21 protein-coding genes are annotated in these 22,434 nt (G+C 69.5%); 13 read left to right on the top strand and 8 right to left on the bottom strand.

Annotated elements, in window-relative coordinates; genetic code table 11:
- The first annotated feature begins 29 nt into the window (after positions 1-29).
- From HJC40_RS29110 to HJC40_RS29090, 5 genes are all read left to right on the top strand, one after another.
- On the top strand, positions 30-974 hold the full coding sequence (locus HJC40_RS29110) for a phosphotransferase family protein (RefSeq protein WP_250005885.1): 945 nt from the start codon (positions 30-32) through the stop codon (positions 972-974).
- Between the two features lie 149 nt (positions 975-1,123).
- Complete coding sequence (locus HJC40_RS29105) at positions 1,124-1,885, top strand: hypothetical protein (protein WP_250005883.1); 762 nt, start codon at positions 1,124-1,126, stop codon at positions 1,883-1,885.
- Between the two features lie 39 nt (positions 1,886-1,924).
- A complete protein-coding gene (locus HJC40_RS29100) occupies positions 1,925-2,548 on the top strand; it encodes an NADPH-dependent FMN reductase (RefSeq protein ID WP_250005881.1) in 624 nt (207 codons plus the stop codon).
- A gap of 78 nt (positions 2,549-2,626) precedes the next feature.
- On the top strand, positions 2,627-3,100 hold the full coding sequence (locus tag HJC40_RS29095; protein WP_250005880.1) for an Lrp/AsnC family transcriptional regulator: 474 nt from the start codon (positions 2,627-2,629) through the stop codon (positions 3,098-3,100).
- A 391-nt stretch (positions 3,101-3,491) separates the two neighbouring features.
- On the top strand, positions 3,492-4,043 hold the full coding sequence (locus HJC40_RS29090) for a GNAT family N-acetyltransferase (protein WP_250005878.1): 552 nt from the start codon (positions 3,492-3,494) through the stop codon (positions 4,041-4,043).
- Between the two features lie 163 nt (positions 4,044-4,206).
- On the opposite strand, the gene HJC40_RS29085 is transcribed toward HJC40_RS29090, so the two are convergent.
- Together HJC40_RS29085 and HJC40_RS29080 are read right to left on the bottom strand one after the other, a co-directional pair.
- A complete protein-coding gene (locus HJC40_RS29085; protein WP_250005877.1) occupies positions 4,207-5,733 on the bottom strand; it encodes an APC family permease in 1,527 nt (508 codons plus the stop codon).
- A gap of 71 nt (positions 5,734-5,804) precedes the next feature.
- Complete coding sequence (locus HJC40_RS29080; protein WP_250005876.1) at positions 5,805-6,500, bottom strand: GPP34 family phosphoprotein; 696 nt, start codon at positions 6,498-6,500, stop codon at positions 5,805-5,807.
- Between the two features lie 170 nt (positions 6,501-6,670).
- Between HJC40_RS29080 and HJC40_RS29075 the strand changes: the two genes are divergently transcribed.
- Both HJC40_RS29075 and HJC40_RS29070 read left to right on the top strand, forming a co-directional pair.
- Complete coding sequence (locus HJC40_RS29075; protein ID WP_250005875.1) at positions 6,671-7,519, top strand: helix-turn-helix transcriptional regulator; 849 nt, start codon at positions 6,671-6,673, stop codon at positions 7,517-7,519.
- Between the two features lie 81 nt (positions 7,520-7,600).
- Positions 7,601-7,837 carry a DUF397 domain-containing protein gene (locus HJC40_RS29070; protein ID WP_250005874.1) on the top strand — a complete coding sequence of 79 codons (237 nt, stop codon included), beginning with the start codon at positions 7,601-7,603 and terminating at the stop codon, positions 7,835-7,837.
- Between the two features lie 383 nt (positions 7,838-8,220).
- Here the strand turns inward: HJC40_RS29070 and HJC40_RS29065 are convergent, their stop codons facing one another.
- A complete protein-coding gene (locus HJC40_RS29065; protein ID WP_250005873.1) occupies positions 8,221-8,730 on the bottom strand; it encodes a CAP domain-containing protein in 510 nt (169 codons plus the stop codon).
- Between the two features lie 368 nt (positions 8,731-9,098).
- Here HJC40_RS29065 and HJC40_RS29060 point away from each other — a divergent pair, with 368 nt between their 5' ends.
- A complete protein-coding gene (locus tag HJC40_RS29060; RefSeq protein WP_250005872.1) occupies positions 9,099-10,052 on the top strand; it encodes a helix-turn-helix transcriptional regulator in 954 nt (317 codons plus the stop codon).
- An 87-nt stretch (positions 10,053-10,139) separates the two neighbouring features.
- On the opposite strand, the gene HJC40_RS29055 is transcribed toward HJC40_RS29060, so the two are convergent.
- Positions 10,140-10,916, bottom strand: a complete 777-nt coding sequence (locus HJC40_RS29055) for a class I SAM-dependent methyltransferase (protein WP_250005870.1) — start codon at positions 10,914-10,916, stop codon at positions 10,140-10,142.
- A gap of 266 nt (positions 10,917-11,182) precedes the next feature.
- On the opposite strand from HJC40_RS29055, the gene HJC40_RS29050 reads away from it, so the two are divergent.
- Complete coding sequence (locus tag HJC40_RS29050) at positions 11,183-11,515, top strand: hypothetical protein (protein ID WP_250005868.1); 333 nt, start codon at positions 11,183-11,185, stop codon at positions 11,513-11,515.
- A 159-nt stretch (positions 11,516-11,674) separates the two neighbouring features.
- Here HJC40_RS29050 and HJC40_RS29045 read toward each other — a convergent pair whose 3' ends face one another.
- The 4 genes from HJC40_RS29045 to HJC40_RS29030 all read right to left on the bottom strand — a co-directional run bounded on the left by HJC40_RS29045 (position 11,675) and on the right by HJC40_RS29030 (position 16,718).
- The gene (locus HJC40_RS29045; protein ID WP_250005866.1) at positions 11,675-12,862 is read right to left on the bottom strand and encodes an MFS transporter; all 1,188 of its coding nucleotides are present in this window, start codon (positions 12,860-12,862) and stop codon (positions 11,675-11,677) included.
- 34 nt (positions 12,863-12,896) lie between these two features.
- Positions 12,897-13,727: a siderophore-interacting protein gene (locus HJC40_RS29040; RefSeq protein ID WP_250005864.1), complete on the bottom strand. Its 831-nt coding sequence runs from the start codon at positions 13,725-13,727 to the stop codon at positions 12,897-12,899.
- A gap of 153 nt (positions 13,728-13,880) precedes the next feature.
- Entirely contained in the window at positions 13,881-15,356 is a 1,476-nt protein-coding gene (locus HJC40_RS46300; RefSeq protein WP_308200957.1) for a hypothetical protein, read from the bottom strand.
- Between the two features lie 609 nt (positions 15,357-15,965).
- Positions 15,966-16,718 carry a glycerophosphodiester phosphodiesterase gene (locus HJC40_RS29030; RefSeq protein ID WP_250005862.1) on the bottom strand — a complete coding sequence of 251 codons (753 nt, stop codon included), beginning with the start codon at positions 16,716-16,718 and terminating at the stop codon, positions 15,966-15,968.
- A 178-nt stretch (positions 16,719-16,896) separates the two neighbouring features.
- Here HJC40_RS29030 and HJC40_RS29025 point away from each other — a divergent pair, with 178 nt between their 5' ends.
- The 4 genes from HJC40_RS29025 to HJC40_RS29010 all read left to right on the top strand — a co-directional run bounded on the left by HJC40_RS29025 (position 16,897) and on the right by HJC40_RS29010 (position 22,434).
- Positions 16,897-18,456 (top strand): GMC family oxidoreductase, encoded by a 1,560-nt coding sequence (locus tag HJC40_RS29025; RefSeq protein WP_250005860.1) that lies wholly within the window; start codon positions 16,897-16,899, stop codon positions 18,454-18,456.
- A gap of 12 nt (positions 18,457-18,468) precedes the next feature.
- Positions 18,469-19,503, top strand: coding sequence for a glycine betaine/L-proline ABC transporter ATP-binding protein (locus HJC40_RS29020; RefSeq protein WP_250005858.1), 1,035 nt, complete (start codon positions 18,469-18,471; stop codon positions 19,501-19,503).
- A 64-nt stretch (positions 19,504-19,567) separates the two neighbouring features.
- The gene (locus tag HJC40_RS29015) at positions 19,568-21,481 is read left to right on the top strand and encodes an ABC transporter permease subunit (protein WP_250005856.1); all 1,914 of its coding nucleotides are present in this window, start codon (positions 19,568-19,570) and stop codon (positions 21,479-21,481) included.
- Positions 21,478-22,434, top strand: a complete 957-nt coding sequence (locus tag HJC40_RS29010) for an ABC transporter substrate-binding protein (protein WP_250005854.1) — start codon at positions 21,478-21,480, stop codon at positions 22,432-22,434. Before HJC40_RS29015 ends, HJC40_RS29010 begins: the two co-directional genes overlap by 4 nt.

The raw sequence follows: 22,434 nt of genomic DNA, 5'->3' as shown, positions 1-22,434 counted from the left end.
CCCTTCGTTCAACCGTTAGCCTGGCGAGGATGCGCGCCGACGATTGGCTGGACCCGCGGTGGCAGGCGTCGGCCCGGGACTGGATCACGTCGACGTCGGCAGCGCTCGGCACGCCGGTGACCGGGGAGATCGAGCAGACCCGGGTACGACCGTGGTCGGTCACCCTTCTCGCGCCGACCTCGGCCGGGCGCCGCTGGTTCAAGGCCAACACCCCGGAGTGCGCCTACGAGGCACGGCTGGTGTCGGCTCTCGCCGGTTGGATCCCCGACCTCGTGCTCGCGCCCCTCGCGGTGGATGCCTCCCGGGGCTGGCTGCTCACCGCCGACCGCGGTCTGACGTTGCGCGAGTCGCTGGCCACCGCCGGCCGGGAGGAGCGGCTGCGGGCCTGGGAGGAGATGCTCCGGGCGTACGCCTCCCTGCAGCGCACGCTGGTGCCGCACGCCGCCGAAATGGTGTCGCTGGGCGTGCCCGACATGCGGCCGGCCCGGCTGCCGGGTGTGCTCCGCTCATTGCTGGCCTCCCCGGACGTACGCCCGGCCCGGGTGGTCGACGAAGCCGAGTTCGCCGGGTGGTGTGCGGAACTGGCCGCCGATGGCATCCCGTCGTCGCTGCAGCACGACGACCTGCACGACGACAACGTGTTCCCGGGGCTGCGCTTCTTCGACTGGGGCGACTCGGCCGTGGCCCATCCCTTCGGCTGTCTGCTGGTCGCGCTGCAATCCGCCTCGTTCCTCCTGGAGTGTTCGCCGCCGGAGTTGCTGCGTCTGCGCGACGCCTACCTGTCGGTCTGGTCCGATCTGGCCCCGCCGCCGGCGCTGCGTCGCTCGGCCGGCCTGGCCTGCCGGGTGGCCCGGGTCCCCAAGGCCGCCGCCTGGCACCGCGCCGTCCGGGATGCCGCCCTGCCGGTCGAGGAGGACTTCCGCACGGCCCCGGCCGAGTATCTGGACGAGCTCGGCGAGCCCGCACCGATCTGAGCGCCGGGCCGGCCACCCCGCGGGGAGCAGGACCGGAGTTGTTCGGTAGCGGACGCCGCCGGAGTGCGCGCGGCCACGGATGCGTGACTTAACGTGATCAGTGACCGGTGCGTCACCCCCCGACCGCCCGGCTCGGAAGAAGGATTCCCATGCGCCTGCGCCGGAACCTGTGGCTGGCCGTCGCCACCACCGCTGCCGTCACTCTCACGACCGTGCCGGTCTCCGGTGCGGCCCTGGCCGCCAAGAAGTCGCAGGCCGCAAGGGACACCGACCGCGACGGCATGCCGGACGCCTACGAGAAGGCCAACGGCCTCAACACCCGCAAGAACGACGCCAGGGCCGACAAGGACCGCGACAAGCTGCCCAACCTGGCCGAGTTCAAGGCCGGCACCAACCCGTCGCGGTCCGACACCGACGGTGACGGCGTTCGCGACGGCGACGACAAGCGGCCGAAGATCAAGGACCCGGTGCGGCAGGCCCGGGCCGTGGTGACGTCGTTCGACACCGGCACCGGCTCGCTGACGCTGACGTACCCGAAAGGTCCGGTCGTGACCGTCACGGTGACCGGCGAGACGGAGTTCTCGTGGCACCGCAGGGGTTGCGCCGCCCCGGCCACCGTGGCCGACCTCAAGCCGGGCGCCGGCGTCCACAAGGTCGACGTCAAGCGGGCCGGGCCCGAAGCCGGCGACGACGAGCCCGGTCACCACGAGCCGGGTCACCACGAGCCGGGTCACCACGAGCCGGGTCACCACGAGCCGGGTCACCACGGGCCGGGTCACCACGGGCCGGGTCACCACGAGGCCGGCGACGACGAGCCCGGCCGTGACCAGCCGATGGCCGACTCCGCGACCACTCGTCCGGGCGGCGTCCAGCTCGTCGCCGAGGAGATCAGTCTCATCTGCGGGGCGTGAGGCCGAGTGCCGTAACGGGGGCGCTCTAGGCTCTGCGGCATGACCCGCATCCTGCTGATCTCGGGCAGCACCCGCGAGGACTCCCTGCACACCGCCGCCCTGCGCACCGCCGCCTGGCACGCGCCGGAGGACATCAACGCGGGACTCTTCGAGGGGCTGCGCACCGTGCCCGCGTACGTGCCGGGTGAGACCGAACCGCATGACACCGTCGTGCTGCTGCGCCACCAGGTGCGCATCGCGGATGCCGTGCTGATCAGCACGCCGGAGTACGGGGGTTCGGTGCCGGGCGCCCTGAAGAACCTGCTCGACTGGCTGATCGACGACAACCTGCTCGCCGGGAAACCGGTGGCCTGGCTGTCGCTGGCCCACGCGAACGAGGACGACGGGGCGCGGGCCACCCTCGAGACCGTTCTGGATCACGCCAGCGCCAAGGTCCTCCGGGCCGCGTGCATCCGCCTGCCGATCGACCCGGGGGCGGTCGACGACCGCGGTCTGGTCACCGACCCCCGGCTGCACCAGGCCCTGCTGGACGCCCTGCAGGGCCTGGCTCGCCTGCTGGCCCTGACCGAGGCGCCGCCCCGGCCCGCGTGGCAGCACTACTCCAGCGTCTTCCCGGTGATCGAGCGCCGGGACGCGCCCGGCTGGCAGACCGGCCGGGGTTGAGCATCCTGCCCTGCGATGTGCTTGCCTCCTGTGCGGTGTGCCCAGGAGAATGGCCGTCGACGGGGGAGGATGGCAACGATGCGATCTCTGGACGCCACCGACGCGCGCATTCTGCTGGCCCTGGATGCCGACCCCGACGCCACCGTGGTCGCCCTGGCCGAGCGTCTCTCGATGTCGCGCAACACCGTCCAGGCCCGGCTGCGGCGCATGCGGGAGTCGGGCGCGCTGGGCGCCTACTCGCGCCGGGTCGAGCCGGCCGCCCTGGGCTACCCGTTGATGGCTTTCATGACGTTGTCGCTGAGCCAGCGCCAGGGTGACCTGGCCGCCCAGCAGATCGTGCGGATCCCCGAGGTGGTCGAGATCCTGGCGACGACCGGCGACGGTGACCTGCTGGTCCGGATCGTCGCTCAGGACACGGCCGATCTGTATCGGATCACGAATCTGGTCGTGGCCGCCCCGGGCGTGGTCCGCACCTCCACGTCGATCGTGTTGCACGAGGTGGCGCCGCACAGCGTCGACGGGTTGCTGCGGCGTGAGGCGAGCTCACACTAGTCACTCACTGTAATTGGTGGCCCGGAATCGGTACGCTGAATACGGCCCTGAAGGATCTTGGGCAATTGATTTGATCTTTCGAACGTGATTCGCATTGATCTTTGCCAACGGCGTCCCGCATCAGGGCTTACACCAGCGGTAATGCGCACCGTGTCTAGTACTCGGCGTCCTGCACTACATGTTGGACAGACGGACGAATCCATGCCGGCCACTGCAAGTTGCACGGCAAATCGGGCACTCGGCGCGTTCGGGCGATGAATTGGCACATTCAATCGCCGCCTACTCATTGTTCTATCGAGGTCACTCTTCGTACTCTGATGGTCAACAGTCATCGATCAAGATGAGTGCGACAAGCGGGCCGACCTGGCGGCGGCCTGCGGGGGAGCCGAACATGCTTATCAAAGTCATCGACCGGATCACCGATCAAGCGATCCACGAGATCATGTGGACCATGTACCGGGATGCTTTCGAGGAGCTGAACCACCTGGCCGTACAGCGGCATCTGATGTTCCGCGAAGAGTTCGACCAGGTAATGGCTGATCCACGAGTCGACAAGTACCTTGCCCTCGATGACGACGGCACCATCTGTGGCGTGGCCACCTACACGAACGATCTCGATGCGGTGCCGCTGATCGCGCCGCAGTACTTCGAGCGGCACTGGCCGGAGCAGTATCACTCTCGCAAGATCTGGTACATCGGCTTCGTCGCGGTCAGCCCGCACGCTCAGGGTCGCGAGGCGTTCGCCCAGCTGGTGGAGCAGATGTACATGGTCGCGTCGGCTCAGAACGGCCTGGTCTGCCTGGACATCTGCAGCCACAACGACGAGGTGCGCCGGATGTCGCGGGTGTTCCGGATGATGGTGAGCCGGCTGAGCGACAACATGAAGTTCACCCGCATCGACCAGCAGTCGTACTGGCTCTACGAGTTCCCCTCAGCGGCTTAGCGAGCCACGGCGCCGCAGACCCGGGCGCACAGCGCGGCAGGCCGTCCCGAAAGGTGACGGTCTGCCGCGGAGCTGGGGGAAACCTTTACGTCATAGGCAACTCCTCTGCTGGTCGATCGGCGTTTCCTCTTCCCACACGGTGGGGGAACCGGCGTGGGAAAGATCAGTACGGATAACCGCTGCGGGCGCCCACCGGATCGGCGTGCAGCGCTCGCAACATCGAACTGTCGGGAACGGCATTGACCCGGCCCTCGGTGCCCCGGCCGATCGCCGCGTAGACCTCGGGGCGGGCGGCCCGCATGATGATCGCCCAGACGAAGCCGATCAGGGCAATGGTCAGATACAGAGCCGGCACGAGCCACTGGAACGGCGAATCCCCGTCGACCTGGAGCAGTTCCCCGAAACCGATACAGGTGGCGGCCAGGACGATTGTCAGCAGCAGGAAGGCCGTCGCCGGTGCGATGTAGGCCTTCCAGATGCTTTCACCGCGCCGGTTCCTCATGAAGAAGGCGAGCACCGCGGCCGACGCCGCCCACATGAGGATGAGCACCCCGAGCCCGCCGATCGTGGTGAGCCACGCGAAGACGAAGACCAGCGGATCGGACCCGACGAGCGCGTACAGGCTGAGCACGATGATCGCCAGCACGCTCTGGGTGATCGAGCCGAGGAGCGGAGCCCCCGTACGCGGGTGGGTGCGCCCCCACGCGGCCGGCAGCACGCCCTCACGGCCGAGCGCGAACTGGTAGCGCGACACCGCGGCGTGGAACGCGAGCAGCGCCGCGAACACGCTCGTCAGGAACAGGACGTAGCCGATGTCGACCAGGAAGCCCGGTACGTGCGGGCCGACCAGCGTGAACACCAGATCGGTCTCGTGCTGGGCGGCCTGCGCGGCGATCCGATCGGGGCCCGTGCTGACCGACATGGCCCAGGCCGAGAGGGCGCACAGCACCCCGGCGAGGATCACGGCGATGTGCGTCGCCCGGGCGATCGTCCGCTTGGGGTCCTTGGCCTCCTCGGAGAGGACGACCGTGGCCTCGAAACCGACGAAGCCCGCGATCGCCAGCACCAGCAGGATGCCGACCACCGGGGTGGCCAGCGGCGCCGGGGAGAACTGCGAGAAGGTGATGTGGCCGTCGGCCGGGTTGCTGATCATCACGAGGTCGTAGATGAGCACGACGCCGATCTCGAGCACGAGCAGGACGGCCAGCACCTTGCCGCTCAGGTCGACCCAGAGCAGGCCGAGGATGGCGACGGCGAACCAGGCGGCGATCGCGCAGGCGTACCAGGGCACCGCGAAGCCGAACGCGCCGAGGATGCCGCTGGCCACCGAGCCGAACAGTCCGAACAGGCCTATCTGCATGAGTGAGTAGGCGGGCAGGGCGACGAACGCCGCTCCCACGCCCACTATCCGGCCGAGACCGTGACTGATGTACGAGTAGAACGCCCCGGTGTTGACGATGTGCCGGCTCATGGCGACGAAGCCGACCGTGAACAAGGACAGCAGGCCCGCCGTCACCAGATAGGCGATCGGCACCGCGGTGCTGCCGATGATCGCGTAGATCGTCGTGATCGACCCGATGATCACCGTGAGCGGAGCCGCGCCCGCCACGCCGAAGAAGACCACCGAAGGGACGCCCAGCCTGTTCTTGGCCAGCGCTTTCGAGACGATGTCCGGCTCTTCGGGTTCCATACGTGCCACCAGCAGCCTCCCGGCCCAATGATCAGAGTTGTTGTCCCGGAGGTGGTGGCGCCCGGTGCCGCTCACCGCCGGCCGACTGTCACCACCGAGCCCACGGAGGCCTCGGTGTATTCGATGAGCTCCCGAAGGTCTGACGGGAGCGATCCGACGGCGCTGGACAGCGACTGGAACGCGTGCCGATGCGCCTCGAAGTCGTAGAGCACGTGCCGGGTGAGCCCGGTCGCGGCGATCAGGCCGATCAGCAACCGATCGCTGACGCTCATGCCGATGCCCCGGACGAGCATGTTGGCCAGCCGGGCCGGCGCCCACGCGGCCGCGTTGCGCTGGGCCGCGCTGTTGGGCATGTAAAGCGTCTCGGTGGAGAGCATGCGCCGTCGGGTGACCGGCTCGACCGCGCCGAGGCGGGAGAGCCGCTCGCCCACCCTGACTGCCGAGTCCTGCGAGAGGAAGGCCAGCCAGATCCGGACGTCCCGATGCTGTGGTTGTGCGATCAGCAGGTCGAGGATGTCGTGCGCGAGTGCGTCGGTGGGTGGGTGCCGGTCGAGGAGGATCAGGTCTCCGTCGGAGATCCCTATCCGTCCATCCAGGATCAGCTCGCCCAGTAGTGCGGCGGCCAGGCCCAGGCCGGTCGCACGTGGATGGAGACGGGACCGGCCGGTGCGGTCCTCGTGTGCGATCAGGAAGTACTGGTCAGCCAACACGCCGCCACGCCCCTTAGACAACGTCTTGTGTTGCTCGGTCGATTCGGTGGTCACCATGGCCGTGATGATCACTGTGGGTAGAAAACGTTGTGACTCGATGTCCGCGCATCATGTACCCGGGCGAAGGGCCAATACAAGAAGGCTAGTACTTTTTGTTTGGTGCTCCGTGTTTGGATCATGGAGGCCTGACCCGTACTATCGGTCTCATCAGGACCGAGGGAGTCCAGGTGTCCGTTGATGAGGGGCCAACCCTGCGCCGTCGCCGTCTGGGCGCGGAGCTCAAGCGGTGTCGCGAGGCAGCGGGGCTGACGCAAGAGAACGTCTCACGGCATTTCGAGTGGCATGCCGCCAAGGTCACGCGCATCGAGACCGCGCGGGTGGCCGTGACGCCACGCGACGTCAAAGATCTTCTGACCCTGTACGGGGTCGGTGATCAGGATTATCGGGACGCGCTGGTCGAGTTGGCCCGGCTGTCCCGCGAGCGAACGTGGTGGACGGACTACCGGGACATCATGCGTCCCGGCAACTTCGTCGGCCTGGAGGCGGCGGCGGCCGCGATGCGCGCCTGGGAGCCGATCCTCGTGCCCGGGCTGTTGCAGACCGAGTCGTACATGCGGGCGCTGATCCGTACCGGTCGGTCGAACGAGTCGTCACAGCAGACCGACCGCCGGGTGAACCTCCGGCTGACCCGGCAGAGCCGGCTGCGCGGGCCGCGGCCGCTCGAACTCACCGCCATCATCGACGAATCGGTGGTGCGCCGGGTGGTGGGCGGTAACGCGGTGATGAACGAACAACTCCGGCACCTGATAGAAGTCGCACAATTACCCAATGTGTTGGTGCAGATTTTGCCCTTCGATGCTGGTGAACACACGTTCCTCGGCGGGTCGGCGGCCCTTTTGGAGTTTCGGGAGACCACCCATTTGGATGTTGTCTATCTTGAAGGTCTTGCGGGAGACTACTACGAAGAGCAACCCTCTGAGGTTGTCCGTTACCGGCAAGAGTTCGAGCATTTGAGCGCTCGCGCGCTGGATGCTCGAATGACCATCAAGATGATCGAGAGCCTGCTCGTCGCGTAGTGCTCGAGACAACACCACTCCGAAGAGCAAACCAGCTCCGAGGAGCAACCTGCTCCGAAAGACAATCGCATATGAAGGGGGGTGCTTGAGTTGCTCACGCACCAGCCACCTGCTGCTCTCACCGGCGCGGTCTGGAAGAAGGCCAGTCGCAGCAACGGCAACGGTGGAAACAACTGTGTCGAGGTCGCGTTCGTCGACCAGGGGGTCGCCGTCCGGGACAGCAAGGACCGCTCCGGTCCTGCGCTCATGTTCACGACCGCGGAGTGGTCCGCCTTTGTGGACTCGGCCAAGGATGGCGAATTCGACCTCCATCCCTGACCGCTGAGACTACCTATAGGCACGCACCGCTGGGAAGTGCCTACACAAAGTCAATCTTCTCCGGTGCGTGCTTGAGGGTGCCGTAGCACTGCTCACCAAGCGTTGCGGCACCCTAACTCTGAATACAGATTTCCGCGCCGTTCCGCCGGCGCGGAATTTTCGTGTGCTCACCCGTTCCGGTGAATGTTCCGGCCGCCAACTTAATGGCCGCCACCGGCATCGTGCCGAATAATGGTCGGCCGATCGTCCGGGATGGTCGACGGATCGAAAGCGAACCGTTCTCGCGGCGCCGCATCCTTTACGTATCCGGTCACGCCGACCCCTGTCGCCCATGACAAAGACGCCGCACAGCCGAGGCTGTGCGGCGTCTTGCTCAGGAGTGATCAGTTGCGGCCGAAGTTCTGGGTCCAGTACGGGGTGCCGGACTTGTAGGCGAGGCCGACGCCGACGGCGGTGCTGGCGCAGTTCAGGATGTTCTTGCGGTGGCCGGTGCTGTTCATCCAGGCGGTCACGACCTGCTGCGGGGTCTTGTAGCCGTACGCGATGTTCTCGGCGGCGGCGTCGCGCTTGGGGTAGCCGGCGCGGACCTCGCGGGTGACGAAGTTGCTGCCGTCCGAGCCGGTGTGGTCGAAGAAGCCGGCCTTCACCATGTCGGTGCTGTGCGCGCGGGCGGCGGTGACCAGGCGGCTGTCGATCCGCAGGGCCGTGCAGCCGCGGGCGGTGCGCTCGACGTTGGTCAGCTTGACGACCTCGGTCTCGTACGCGGCCTGGTCGACGACGGCGGTCTTCCTCGGGGCCTCGGCGGTGGCGGCCGCGAACGCGGGGGCGCCGAACAGCGTCGGGACGGCGATCAGAGCGGCGGTGACGGCGGCGCGGCGGACGAAACGCTTCAAGGTGAACCCTCTCGGTCGGTGTCTGTCACCGCTACCGATCGGGCCGGGCCGGGCCGGATGAAGAAGGGGACCCGGGAAGCAACGCCGGGCAACGCAGTCGCTACCCGGGCCGCCGCTGCGCGCGTTGTTCGTACCGGAAAGTCCGGATAACCGGACACGAAGCAGGGCCGGCGCATCGGCGCCGGCCCCCGCAGGACCGGTGGATCAAACCGTGCGGTTCCAGGGAAACCCTTGCGCTGGGGCCGCGACGGTACGATGGTGAATAGCTCTTCGTGACCCGACGAATTCGTAAAGTGACACTGTCTCCTCTGGCCGGGCGGTATCCCGTCAGGCATCATGACCGGACAGCGTCCCTTCAGGAGTGTGTGATGACCTCACAACTCGAGCTCGCGGCCCGCACCGCGTTCGCCCAGGTGCTCACCGACTGGCGTACGCGTCGCGGCCTGTCCAAGAAGCAGCTCGCCGCGTCGATGGGCTACCACCCGTCGTACATCAGCCATGTGGAGAGCCTGCGCCACCACCCGACCTTCGAGTTCGCCGGCCGCGCCGAGGCGGTCCTGGCGAGCGGAGGAGAGATCATCTCGCGGTACGAGCAGTGCCGGCAGGCTGCCGGCGAGCCCGCACCCGTCCCGGTCGTCCGCAGCGACTACGAGCCCAGCCCGATGCTGCCCGCCACGCTCGTCATCGAGGAGGAGAACGCCACCCTGACGTACGCCGACGGGTGGTACTTCGCGAAGGTCGAGCGGTTCGTCCGCAATGTCGGGGACAGGCCGGTCACGTGTTATCCCGTGCGCGTCGACGTCGACCGCTTCCCCGACCAGCCCGGCGTGTCCCGCCGGCTCTACCAGGAAAGCCCGCTGCAGCTCTCCGATCTCGACTTCGAGGCTTCCGCGGGCGATGACCGCCCCGAGCCGATGGAGGTGCGGGTGACGCGCTCCTCCGATGCGTACCTCAAGATGATTCTGGTCTTCGGCAACGCGCGGGCCCGGTTCCCGCTCTACCCGGGCGAGCGCACGCGGGTGACGTATTCCTACCGCGTGCCGGCCAGCCTGTGGGGTCAGTGGTTCCAGCGCGACATTCGTTTCCCGACCAGGGCGCTGACGATGTCGTTGCGGCTGCCGGCCTCGCTGGGCGCCGAGGTGAGTGCCGAGAGCCTCTCGTACGCGGGGATCAAGGGGTTCTCGCCGACCGAGTCGCCCGGGGAGAACGGAACCGTCGTCTACACGCTCCGGCTGCGTGAGTTGCTGCTGACCAGCCAGATCCGGATCCGCTGGCGGTTCGCGGACCGCGCTCCGACCGGGTTGAGTCACCTCGCCGCCTGAGTCACGTCGCCGCCTGGGCCGCCGGCCGCCTGGGTCGCCGGCCGCCTGGGTCGCCGGCCGTCTGGGTCGCCGGCCCGGGCGCCCGGGTCAGGCGGCGTGGCCGCGGACCGCCCAGGCGGCGGCGGTCAGGGCAATGGCGCCGCTGGGGGAGACCGGCAGGCTCGCGCGCAGCCGTTCGCGGATCTCGGCCTGGTCGGCGCCGGGGAGGGTGGCCAGATAGGCCGGCGCTGCTCCCTGACCGCCCAGGAAGGGGCGCCAGAAGTCGTCGAAGTCCCGGAAGACCGTGGGGATCTCGATCGACCGGGCGGTGACGTCGTGCAGTCCGGCCGCGGCCCAGGCGGCCCGGAGGACGGGCTCGCGACAGATCGGGAAGCGCGGGCCCTCGTCCCGGTCGGCGGCGGACGGGACGACTGCGGCGGCGGCGTCCCAGAAGTAGCGCATCATGCGCATTCCGGCCGCGTAGTCCCAGACGTACGAGGCCACGACCGCACCGGACCGCGCAACGCGGGCGAACTCGGCGATCGCGTCGGCCGGGCGCGGCACGAAGTTGAGCGCCAGGCCGCTGACGACGGCGTCGAAGCGGCCGTCACCCAGCGGCAGGGCGGCCGCGTCCCCGGCCACTCGGGTGGCCCGCGCCGGAGCCTGCCGCAGAAACCCGCGCGACGGGTCGACGCCGGTCACCGCGCCCGGGTCGGCGCTGCCGAAGATCGCCTCGGTGAGCGCGCCGGTGCCGCAACCCGCGTCGAGCCACCGGCCGCCGGGCGGGACGGCCAGCCATCGGACGAACTCGGCGGCCACCTTGCGGCTCCACCGGCCGACGTACGCCTCGTAGGCGTCGCCGACCTCCCAGACCTCGTTGCCCATGGCCCGACTCTGCCGCACCCGAGCGCCGTAATCGACTGCCCCGGCTCGGCTTGTCGTTCTTGCGTTGCCGATCTTCGGGTGAGCCACCGCCTCCCTCGCCCTGATGAGCACAAGACGTTGATCTGGGAGCGGACCTGCCACAGAGAGCGGCTACGTCACGCTCTGCGGGAGTGCTTCCCGGCCGCGCTGACCGCCTTGGCCGACTTCAGCGCCGCTGTCACCCTCGAGTCGCCGGCCAAGGCCCCGACCCCGGACAGTGCGGCCCGTTGAGTATCACTCCGATCGGCGCGGCCCTGCTGCGTGCTCACCGTCATGACATCGAGGGCAAGGCGGCGGTGATCCAGGCAATGCTGCGCGGCGAGCAACTCACGCAACCGGCGGTCGTCAACGCCGCCTCGGTCCGGGTGCTGGTCGCTTTGTCGGAAACGCTCAACACGCAGTTGAAGGCGTTGCAAGGCCAGGTGAAGGCCCATATTGGCCGTCACCCGGACGCTGAGCTGATCAGGTTTCAGCCCAAGCTCGGTGTGATCCTCGCCGGCCGAGTTAGGCGACGCCTGCGATCGTTACGTCTCGGCGAAGACGAAAGAACCACGCCGTGACCAGCGCGATCACCGCGCGATCGGTACCAGGAAGACCGTGTTGGCACGACTTGTGCACAACGATCGCCTCGTCGACGCGCTGATACTTCAGGCTTTCTTGGCCCTGGCTGTAGGGCATCGCGGCGACGAGTGCGTCGCGTTGTCCACAGGCGAGGGCGGTCAGATCTGGCGGTCGCGGCCCGCCAGGTAGCCGGCGATGATCTGGGGGACCATCAGGCAGATCATCAGCACCAGCGGGGCCCGCCAGCCGTCGGTGGCGTCGTGCAGGGCGCCGACCAGGAACGGGCCGGGGATGGCGAAGATGTAGCCGACGCTCTGGGCGAAGGCCGACAGGCGGACCACCGTCGCGGGGGTGCGGCCGCGCAGCGCGATCATTGTCAGCACCAGCGGGAACGCGGTGTTGACGATGCCCAGGAACACGGCCCACAGCCAGGGCGCGGCCGCGGGGTCGTACCAGAGGCCGCCGTAGCCGGCGAACCCGAAGACGCCCAGGCCGACCGCTATCCAGCTCTGCGAGCGCATCCGGCCGGCGAAGGCCGACAACCCGAAGCCCAGCGGCACACCGAGGAACGACGTCGCGGCGAACAGGAGGCCGGCCTGCTCGGCCGAGACGCCGGCGTCGCGGTAGATCTGGGGGAGCCAACCGATGATCACGTACGCCGAGGTGGACTGCATGCCGAAATAGACCGCCAGCGCCCAGGCGACGGGGTTCCGGCCCACCCGTACGAGATCCTCGGTCCGGACCTCGGCGGGCCGCGCGACCGGCTCGCGGGCCAGCGGCAGCCACGAGGGCACGGCCAGCACGGCGACCACGGCCCAGCAGGCCAGGCCCAGCCGCCAGTCGCCGCCGAAGGCGTTGGTGGTGAGCGGAACGGTCGTGGCGGCCGCGGCGGTGGCGCCGACGTTGAGCGCCACGGTGTAGAGGCCGGTGGTGGCCCCGACGCGGTCCGGGAAGCGATCCTTGACGACCGAGGGCAGCAGCACGTTGACCACCGCGATCCCGGCCAGCGCGACCAGGCTGAGCAGAAGGAACAGGGCCGTGCCGGGAGCGAACGGCCGCACCGCGAGACCGGCGGCGAGCACCACCAGCCCGACCAGGATCACCCGCGACGCACCGAACCGCCGGGCCAGGCGCGGCGCCGTCAGGCCGACCGCGGCGAAGCAGACCACCGGTACGGAAGCCAGCAGCCCGGCGACGGTCGAGCTCATGGCGAGCCCGTCGCGCAGCTCGTCCAGCACCGGGCCGACGCTGGTCACGGCCAGCCGCAGGTTCACCGCGGCCAGCAGCAGGGCCACCAGCGCGACCGCGCGGCTGCTCTTTCTGGTCAGGTCTTCAGGGGCAGTCACCACTTACACATCATCGACTGCCCGAAGATCCGGGTCACACCTGGTCCTGCTCCTGTTCCACCTGCTGGTTCCACTCGCGCTTGGACGACTGCCAGCCGTCCTCGTTCAGGCCGCGCCGCCAGTAGCCCGAGATCGACAGCTGGTCCATCGGGATGGCCCGCTCCACCTTCAGATAGCGGCGCAGGTCCTTGACGAAGTTCGCCTCGCCGTGCACGAACGCCTGCATCCGGCCGGCCGGGAACTCGTAGCCGCGGACGGCCTCGATCAGCGCCTCCCCGACGGGCCGCCCGTCGCGGTGCAGCCAGGTGATCTCGGCGTCGTCGGAGGCTTCGAGCTTCTGCTCCTCGTCGGCGTTGTCGATCTCGATGAACGCGCGTACGGAAGCGCCGGCGGGCATGCCCTCGAGCGCGGCGGCGATGGCCGGCAGGGCGCTCTCGTCCCCGGCGAGAAGGTGCCAGTCGCTGTCGGCGGCGGGGGTGTAACCGCCGCCGGGACCCATGAAGCGGAACGGGTCGCCGGGCTTGGCCCCGACGGCCCACGGCCCGGCGATGCCCTCGTCGCCGTGCACGACGAAGTCGACCCACATCTCGGGGATCTCGGGAAGCCACTTGCGGACCGTGTACGTCCGGACGGCTGGCCAGTCCGCCCGGGGCAGCGTCTCGCGGATCTGGCCCATGTCGAACGGCTCGGGATAGGTGACCCCGGGCAGCGGGAAGAGGGCCTTCACGTAGTGGTCGGTATAGGCGCCCGCCTCGATGCTCTTGAGCGCCTCGCCGCCGAGGACCACCCGGACCATGTGCGGGGTGAGCTGCTCCACCCGGGTGACGACGGCCTCGGTCGCCGCTCGTGCCGGCCTGTTCGCCATGCTGAACCCTCTTCCTTGTGCGGCGGTTGCCGGTTGGTAAGGCTACCCTCACTTCGGCTCGCCGGTCGGCGAGCCCGGTATGCCGGTCCTCAGGCCGTGGGCACGAAAAGGGCGGCCCGCTCGTGCGGGCCGCCCTTCGCGATTGCTGAGTGCCTACTCCCAGGTGCTGCCCGGGAGGCGCCGGCGCCGGGTCAGCGCCATGATGATCAGGCCGATCATCAGGAGGACGGCGGCCCCGCCGACCATGGCTACCGTGTTGGAGCCGGTCTTGGCGAGCAGGCTTCCGTCGTCGTTCTTCTTGGCGCTTTCCGCCTGCACCTGGGCGACCTGGTCGGCCACCGGGGCCTTGTTGCCCGAGTTGAACTGGCCGTCGTCGTAGGTGTAGTCGGTGGCGCCGGCCGCGCCGCTCTTGGACGGCTTGGGCTTGGGAGCCTTCGTCGTGGGCGGGGTGTCGCCGCCGGTGCCCTCGTTCGAGCCCGACTCGGTTTCGCCGGCGTTCTCGTTGCCGTTGTCACCGCTGTTGCCGTTGCCGTTGCCGGTGTTGCCGTTGCCGCCGGTGTTGCCGTTACTGGTGTTGCCGCCGGTCGCCGGCTTGGTCGGCTTCGTCGGGGTGGTGGCCGGCTTGGTCGGGTCAGGGGTGAATTCGTCCTTCACCGTCGGCGTGGTGGGGGTGGCCACCGGGGGCTTGGTCGGCGCGACGGTGCCGCCGGGGTTGCCCGGCGCCCCACCGTTGTCGCCGCCGCCAGGGTTGCCACCGTTGTCGCCGCCGCCAGGGTTGCCACCGTTGTCGCCACCGCCGGGGTTGCCACCGTTGTCGCCGCCACCGGGGTTGCCGCCGTTGTCGCCGCCACCGCCGGGGTTGCCGCCGTTGTCGCCACCGCCGTTGTCGCCGCCGCCGTTGTCAGCGCCGCCGTTGCGGACGGTGATGCGTACGGAATCGATCGCGGGGGTCTGGTTGGCCCGCACCATCATCGGGACGCGGTGGGAGCCGTCGCCGGCCCACGAGGCGCACTGCGCGGTGCCCTCGCTGGGCACGCCCGGCACCTGGATGACCACCTCGTCGGGGGAGGAGCCGCCCTTGCTGTCCTCAGTGGCCACGAAGAACGCCGGCACCGGCTCGGGCGCGGGCGCCTCGTTCGTGTTGTCGAGCATGCGGCAGGCCGTGTGGAAGTGGCCGCGGACCAGACCGTCCCGCAGGACCGAGCTCTCCACGTAGTAGCCGCCCTTGCCGGCCGCGAGGAAGCGGTCCCGGATCAGGTTGCGGGTGCTGATCTTCAGCGAGAACGGGGTGTTGGGCGCCACCTGCTGCGGCGCCTCGGTGATGAGCAGGGTCGGGTTGTCCTTGGCCTCGCCGACCTCACCGAACTCGGTGGAGACACAGCGACTGCCCAGCTGGAAGCCGTCGTGCGCGGCCAGATTGCTGTCGACGCACGTGTCGGTCAGGATCACCTGGCCGTTCACGACCTTGCCGACTCCGCTGCCCTCGGGCAGGTCGTTCTCGGCGGCGCCCGAGATCTGGGCGAAGCCGACGGCTGCACCCAGGGCGGTGATCACGGCTCCGACCGCGAACAACCGTCGGTTGCGTCCCGACGGCGTGGCGGCCGCGCGGCGGTAAGCAGACCTACGCATGCGTGATACCTCATCTTCGCAGAATCCAGTCGGCCCACATTCCGACCGGCTCCCAGACGGTAAGAGCCACGCCGCCGGAATGCAATTCCGACAGCGAACTTGATGAATTCTTAGCCCAGACTTAAAGAAGAAATATGGCCGGGCCCTCGAACCCCGGACATCATCCGAACGGATGATGTCGGCGGTTCAACCAAGATCGCAAAAACTTTGCTGAGCTGGACCTTTTCTCTCCGCGCCTCCGGTGACGCTCCGGGGTCGCTCGGAGACACGTCTCCACCGAGAAATGTAAAGCATGGTCGGCCGGATCCACCTGGGGACTACCTGAGAACTGCTTCAGTATGGGTATTCGACCCACATTCTTCCGCGCCGGACATCGATTGCTGGGCCAGGCGTTGTGGTGCCTGAAGACGCCCTTGTCCGTTACCGGGCCGAGGCCGGTCATGCTTTCGGCGGCGCCGGTCACGGTGTCCTCGACCGGCCGTCCTCGGCGAACTCCCTGGCCGCGCGCTCGGCGAGGGGTCTTGCTTTTCACGTACGGGCCGACCTTGCTCGCATCGGTCCAGTCCGGCATCCGGGCGGACGACTCTCGCGCGGGTGGTGGGCGGGCGGTCAGTGCCAGAGGCCCCGGGTCAGGTAGACGTCGCGCAGGACGGTCAGGCGGTCGGTCATGATGCCGTCCACGCCCAGGTCGAGCAGGCGGTTCATCTCGGCCGGGTCGTCGATCGTCCAGACGTGGACCTGGAGGCCGAGGCGGTGGGACAGGGCCAGGAATCGCTTGTCGACCACCGGGAACCGGCCGAGGCGCGGCGGGACCTGGACGGCGGCCACCGACGGCGGCAGGCGCAGCGGGAGGCCGGCCAGCGAGGCCAGGCGGAGGCGGGCCACCGAGCGGGAGCCGAGCGAGGTGGCCACCGTCGGGCCGGCCAGCGCCCGCGCCCGGGTCAGGCGCCGGTCGTCGAAGGACGCCAGCAGGACCCGGCCGGCCGCGTCCGAGCGCAGGATCGTCTCGACCGTGGGCTCCACGCCCGGGTCGGCCTTGATGTCGATGTTGAAGCGGACCTCGGGCCAGGCGGCGAGCACCTCGTCGAGGCGGGGCACCAGGGCAGCGCCGGCGATGCGGACGGACTGGAGATCGGCCCAGGTCAGCGAGGAGATCCGGCCGGCCTGGCCGGTCACGCGGTCGAGCGTCTTGTCGTGGAAGACGACCGCTACCCCGTCGGCGGTGGCGTGCACGTCGGTCTCGACGTAGCGGTAGCCGAGCTTCACGGCGCGTTCGAAGGACTCGACCGTGTTCTCGTCGCCGTCGGCCGCGCCCCCTCGGTGGGCGAAGGCCAGCGGCGTCGGGGCGTCGAGGAAGCGCACGAGCCGATCGTAGGTCCTTCGAGCGGCACGGCCGGCGAGACGGGGCGGCGGGACCGGGGAGCGGCGGCGCGGCGACAAAACGGCGGATAAGCGCGGTTAAGACGGTGATCGATGGGAGGCGCTTTGTTGCACAGAGGTAAAAGTCCGTCGTTGATATTGACCGGCGCCACCGTGGCTGATGATTCTTTGTCATCGGTCCGGGGGAGGGTGGCGCCAGCTGGAAACCATCGAGTACGACGTGGTGATCGTCGGCGGCGGCACGGCCGGCTCGGTGGTCGCGTCCCGGTTGTCGGCCGACCCCGAGCTGCGGGTCTGTCTGGTCGAGGGTGGCCCTTCCGACGTCGGTGACCAGGCGATTCTCCGGTTGCGCAACTGGCTCAACCTGCTCGAGGGCGAGTACGACTACGACTATCCGATCGTCCCGCAGCCGCGCGGCAACTCGCATCTGCGACATGCCCGGGCGCGGGTGCTGGGTGGCTGTTCGTCGCACAACACCATGATCAGTTTTCTGCCGCCACCCGAGGATTTCGCGGACTGGGTGGGGGCGGGCGCGGCCGGCTGGTCGTACGAGGAAATGATGCCTTTGTGGAAGCGGCTGGCGATCAACATCACCCCGGTGGCGCCCCGTGACCGCAACCCATTGGCCGAGGATTTCGTCGCCGCGTGTCACAGCGCGCTGGGGGTCCCGGTCCACGACGACTTCAACGGCGCGCCGTTCGCCGACGGCGCCGGGTTCTTCCCGGTCGGCTATCACCCCGAGACCGGCGTCCGGTCGTCCGCCTCGGTGGCCTACCTGCACCCCCACCTCGACCGGCCCAACCTGACGATCCTCACCGGGCACTGGGCGTTCCACCTCGACCCGGACAACGGGGTCTCGGTGCGGGCGGACGGCCGCACCAAGGTTTTGAAGGCCCGGCACGAGTACGTTCTGTGCGCGGGAGCCATCGACACTCCGCGACTGCTGCTGCTCTCGGGCATCGGGCCGGCCGCCGACCTGGAGAAGCTCGGCATCGACGTCGCGATCGACGTGCCGGGCGTGGGGGAGAACCTGCTCGACCACCCCGAGTCGCTGATCCTGTGGGAGGCGAGCCGGCCGATCCCGCCGATGTCCGCGATGGACTCCGACGCCGGTCTCTTCGTGCGCCGCGAGCCGGGCGCCACCCGGCCCGATCTGATGTTCCACCTCTATCAGATCCCGTTCACGTTCAACACCGAGCGGCTCGGTTACGACGTGCTCGAGCACGGCTTCGGCATGACGCCCAACGTCCCGCGCCCGCGCAGCGCCGGGCGGTTGAGCCTGGCCGACGCCGACCCGGCGACCAAGCCGCTGCTCGACTTCCGCTACTTCACCGACCCGGGCGGCTACGACGAGCGGACCATCGTGGACGGTCTGCGCCTGGCCCGCGAGGTGGCCGCCACCGAGCCGTTCGCGTCGTGGATCGCCCGCGAGATCGCGCCCGGCCCGGCCCTGCGTTCCGACGAGGAGCTTTCGGCGTACGGGCGGGCAGCCCACCACACCGTCTATCACCCGGCCGGCACGTGCCGGATGGGCGCGGCCACCGACGAGCGGGCGGTGGTCGGCCCCGACCTGCGGTTGCGCGGCGCGCCGAACGTCCGGATCGCCGACGCGTCGGTCTTTCCGCTGATGCCGTCGGTGAACCCGATGGTGACCGTGCTGATGATCGGCGAACGGGCGGCCGACCTGATCGCCGCCGAGCTGACCGGACCGCGGGGATAGGGAGGCGGATGGATGGCGCCGATGATCGAGGTCGCGAACCTGTGGAAGGTGTTCGGCCCCCGGGCCGAGCAGGTTGCCGGGACGCCGCTGGCCGATCTGACCCCGGCCGAGCTGCGGGCCCGCACGGGTTGTGTCGCCGCCGTCCGCGACGTCAGCTTCGACGTGCGGCCGGGCGAGGTGTTCGTGGTGATGGGCCTGTCCGGCAGCGGCAAGTCGACGCTGGTGCGCTGTCTGACCCGGCTGATCGAGCCGACCAGCGGCGAGATCAGCATCGCCGGCGAGCCGGTCCGCGCGATGAGCCCGAAGCGGCTGCGCGAGCTGCGCCGCCGGCAGGTCGCGATGGTCTTCCAGCACTTCGGGTTGCTCCCGCACCGGCAGGTGCTCGACAACGTCGCGTACGGCCTCGAGATCCAGGGGCTCTCCCGCGCCGAGCGGCACCGGCGGGCGGCCGCGACGCTGGCCCTGGTCGGTCTCGAGGGGCACGAGCACCAGTACCCCGACCAGCTTTCCGGGGGCATGCAGCAGCGGGTCGGCCTGGCCCGGGCGCTGGCCGCCGACCCCGAGGTGCTGCTGTTCGACGAGCCGTTCAGCGCGCTCGACCCGCTGATCCGCCGGGATATGCAGGCCGAGGTGCGCCGCCTGCACGCCGAGGTCGGCAAGACGCTGGTCTTCATCACGCACGACCTGGCCGAGGCGCTGACCCTGGGCGACCGGATAGCCGTCCTGCGCGACGGCGCCCTGGTCCAGGTCGGGACGCCGGAGGAGCTGGTGGGCGCGCCGGCCGACTCCTATGTGGCCGACTTCGTCCGGGACGTGCCGCGCTCGGACGTGCTGACGCTCCGCTGGATCATGCGCGACGCCACGGCCGGGGAGCTGTGCGAGGACGAGCCGCTGAGCCACCGTACGGTCATCCGCGACGCGGTCCACCGGGTGCTGCGGGCCGACCGCCCGATCGCGGTCGTCGACGGCGCCGAGCGCGTGGGGGTCGTCGACGCCGATCAGCTGGTGCCCGCGCTGGTCGGCCACCACCGCCAGGTGCCGGTGTGAGCCGCCCGTCCGGGGCGGGCCGGCCGTGACGGCGACGGTGCCACCGGTCCTTCGCGGCGGCCGGGTGACCACACCGGTGGCCGGCGCGGCGGTGGCGCCGCGCCGGCGGGGGCGCCTCCGGACCCGTACGACGGCCGGGGTCCTGGTCGTCGCGACGGTGATCGCCTATGCGGTGTTCCGGACGGACGGGGCGGCCGACGACAACGACCGGGCGTTCCGGTTCTTCGACAGCGTGCGCGACTGGGTGGACGACAACCGGGACACCAGCCCGCTGTTCCTCTACGGCTTCAACTACGCCCGGCTCGGCGTGCGGCAGCTGGTCGACGTCCTCGCGGCCGGGCTGTCCGGGCTCGGCTTCGCGGGGCTGGTCGCGGCGGTCACGGCGCTGGGGGCGGTGCTCGCGGGATGGCGTACGGGGCTGCTCGCGCTCGGCGGCTTCCTGGCCTTCGGCGTTCTCGGGCTGTGGGAGCAGAGCGTCGACACGCTGGTGCTGACACTGTCGGCCGTGGTGCTCTCGGTGCTGATCGGGGTGCCGCTCGGAATTCTGGCGGCGCGGGTTCGGTGGGTCGGGGCGGCGCTGCGCCCGGTGCTCGACGTCCTGCAGATCATGCCCACGTTCGCCTATCTGGCCCCGATGACGCTGCTCTTCCTGATCGGCGAGCCGGCCGCGGTGATCGCCACGATGATCTACGCAGTGCCGGCCACGATCCGGATCACCGCGCTGGGCATCGCCGAGGTGTCGCCGACCGCGGTCGAGGCGGCCACGGCGCTCGGCTCGACGCGGTGGCAGCTGCTGGCCAAGGTGCGGCTGCCGTTGGCCCGGACGACGATCGCGCTCGCGGTCAACCAGACGATCATGCTGGCCCTGTCGATGGTCGTGATCACCGCGCTGATCGACGCGCCCGGTCTGGGGCAGAACATCGTGAGCGCGTTGCAGCGGGTGAACGTCGGTGCGGCGTTCGACGCCGGTCTGGCGATCGTGATCCTGGCCGTGGTGCTCGACCGGATCACCACGAACGCCGCCCGCCGGACCCGGGTGCACCGCACCGACCGGCAGCGCCGGCTGCGGCTGATCGGGGCGGGCGTCGCGCTGGTCGTGGTCGCCGTCGCGAGCTTGGTGACCGTGGACGCCGGCGATCTGCCCACCTACTCCTTCGCGGCGCCGGTCAACGACCTCGTGGGCTGGATCGAGCTGCACTGGTACGACGTCACCGAGGGGCTCAAGAACGGCGTCAGCGCGGGCGTGCTCGACCCGCTCGAGACCGTGCTGGTGACGACGCCATGGTGGCTCTTCGTGGCCGCCGTGGCCGCGTTCGGCACGCTGATCAGCGGCCGGCGCGCGGCCCTGATCGCCGCGCTCGCCGCCGCCGGCCCGGCCGCCCTCGGTCTCTGGCAGCACACGATGCAGACGCTGGCCACGGTGCTGGTCGCGATCGTCATCACGATGGTGATCGGGGTGGCCGTCGGGGTCTTCTGCGCCCGGCACGACCGGCTGGCCACCGGCGTACGGCCGCTGCTCGACGCGGCCCAGACCATGCCCTCGTTCGTATATCTGCTGCCGGCCGTGGCGTTGTTCGGCGCGAGCCGCTTCACCGCGATCGTCGCCGCCGTCATCTTCGCCGTCCCGCCGGTCGTGCGCCTGGTCGAGCGGGGGCTGCGGGACGTGCCGCCGGCCGTCGTCGAGGCCGCCCTGTCGGCCGGGTCGACCCCGCGCCAGCTGCTCTGGAAGGTGCAGTTGCCGATGGCCCGGGGCGGCCTGCTGCTCGCGGCCAACCAGGGGATCGTGATGGTCCTCGCGATGGTCGTCGTCGGCGGCCTGGTCGGCGCGGGCGCCCTCGGCTACGACGTCGTCGCCGGTTTCTCCCAGCGCGAGCTGTTCGGCGAGGGCCTGGCCGCGGGACTCGCCATCGTGCTGCTCGGCATCCTGCTCGACCGCTTGACCCAGGGTTTCCACGACTCGAAGGGACCGCGTACATGAGATCACTCCGGACGGCCGCCGCGGTGGCGCTGATAGCGACCTTGACCGCCTGCGGCGGCGCGACCTCGGGCGCGGGGGAGGACGAACCGAGCGCGGGCGCCAAGGGCACGGTCAACCTCGCGATCAACCCGTGGGTCGGCTACGAGGCGAATGCCGCGGTCATCGCCTACCTGCTCGAGAAGAAGATGGGCTACACCGTCGAGAAGAAGGAGCTCAAGGAGGAGATCGCCTGGCAGGGCTTCGAGACCGGCGAGGTCGACGCGATTGTCGAGAACTGGGGGCACCCCGACCTCAAGAAGACCTACATCGAGGACAAGAAGGTCGCGGTCGAGGTCGGGCCGACCGGCAACCAGGGCGTGATCGGCTGGTACGTGCCGCAGTGGATGGCCGACAAGTACCCCGACATCACCGACTGGAAGAGCCTGGACAAGTACGCCGATCTGTTCAAGACCTCGGAGTCCAAGGGCAAGGGCCAGTTCCTGGCCGGCGACCCGTCCTTCGTGACCAACGACGAGGCCCTGGTCAGCAACCTGAAGCTTGACTACACCGTCGTCTACTCGGGCAGCGAGGCGGCGATCATCAAGGCCGCGCAGCAGGCCTCGGCCCAGACCAAGCCGCTGCTCTTCTACTTCTACGAGCCGCAGTGGCTGTTCGCCAAGGAGAAGTACGTACGGGTGAAGCTGCCCGAGTACAAGGACGGGTGCGACGCCGACCCGAAGAAGGTCGCCTGCGACTATCCCGACTACGTGCTCGACAAGATCGCCAGCAAGAAGTTCGCCGACGGCAACAGCCCCGCCTACCAGCTCGTCAAGAACTTCACGTGGACCAACGACGACCAGAACCTCGTCTCGGACTACCTCACCAACCAGGGCATGTCGGCCGACCAGGCGGCCGAGAAGTGGGTGAACGAGCACGAGGCCACGTGGAAGCCGTGGATCCCGGCCGGGAGCTGA

The sequence above is a fragment of the Actinoplanes sp. M2I2 genome (genome assembly GCF_023544445.1).
GTDB lineage: Bacteria > Actinomycetota > Actinomycetes > Mycobacteriales > Micromonosporaceae > Actinoplanes.
This window is presented reverse-complemented; position numbering and strand designations above follow the sequence as displayed.

Excerpts from the sequence above, each read along its gene's own strand:
- HJC40_RS29105 (WP_250005883.1), top strand. The coding sequence starts at position 1,124 with ATGCGCCTGCGCCGGAACCTGTGGCTGGCCGTCGCCACCACCGCTGCC.
- HJC40_RS29100 (WP_250005881.1), top strand. The coding sequence starts at position 1,925 with ATGACCCGCATCCTGCTGATCTCGGGCAGCACCCGCGAGGACTCCCTG.
- HJC40_RS29060 (WP_250005872.1), top strand. The coding sequence starts at position 9,099 with ATGACCTCACAACTCGAGCTCGCGGCCCGCACCGCGTTCGCCCAGGTG.
- HJC40_RS29085 (WP_250005877.1), bottom strand. The coding sequence starts at position 5,733 with ATGGAACCCGAAGAGCCGGACATCGTCTCGAAAGCGCTGGCCAAGAAC.
- HJC40_RS29095 (WP_250005880.1), top strand. The coding sequence starts at position 2,627 with ATGCGATCTCTGGACGCCACCGACGCGCGCATTCTGCTGGCCCTGGAT.
- HJC40_RS29055 (WP_250005870.1), bottom strand. The coding sequence starts at position 10,916 with ATGGGCAACGAGGTCTGGGAGGTCGGCGACGCCTACGAGGCGTACGTC.
- HJC40_RS29040 (WP_250005864.1), bottom strand. The coding sequence starts at position 13,727 with ATGGCGAACAGGCCGGCACGAGCGGCGACCGAGGCCGTCGTCACCCGG.
- HJC40_RS29090 (WP_250005878.1), top strand. The coding sequence starts at position 3,492 with ATGCTTATCAAAGTCATCGACCGGATCACCGATCAAGCGATCCACGAG.
- HJC40_RS29110 (WP_250005885.1), top strand. The coding sequence starts at position 30 with ATGCGCGCCGACGATTGGCTGGACCCGCGGTGGCAGGCGTCGGCCCGG.
- HJC40_RS29025 (WP_250005860.1), top strand. The coding sequence starts at position 16,897 with ATGATTCTTTGTCATCGGTCCGGGGGAGGGTGGCGCCAGCTGGAAACC.
- HJC40_RS46300 (WP_308200957.1), bottom strand. The coding sequence starts at position 15,356 with ATGCGTAGGTCTGCTTACCGCCGCGCGGCCGCCACGCCGTCGGGACGC.
- HJC40_RS29020 (WP_250005858.1), top strand. The coding sequence starts at position 18,469 with ATGGCGCCGATGATCGAGGTCGCGAACCTGTGGAAGGTGTTCGGCCCC.
- HJC40_RS29010 (WP_250005854.1), top strand. The coding sequence starts at position 21,478 with ATGAGATCACTCCGGACGGCCGCCGCGGTGGCGCTGATAGCGACCTTG.
- HJC40_RS29080 (WP_250005876.1), bottom strand. The coding sequence starts at position 6,500 with ATGGTGACCACCGAATCGACCGAGCAACACAAGACGTTGTCTAAGGGG.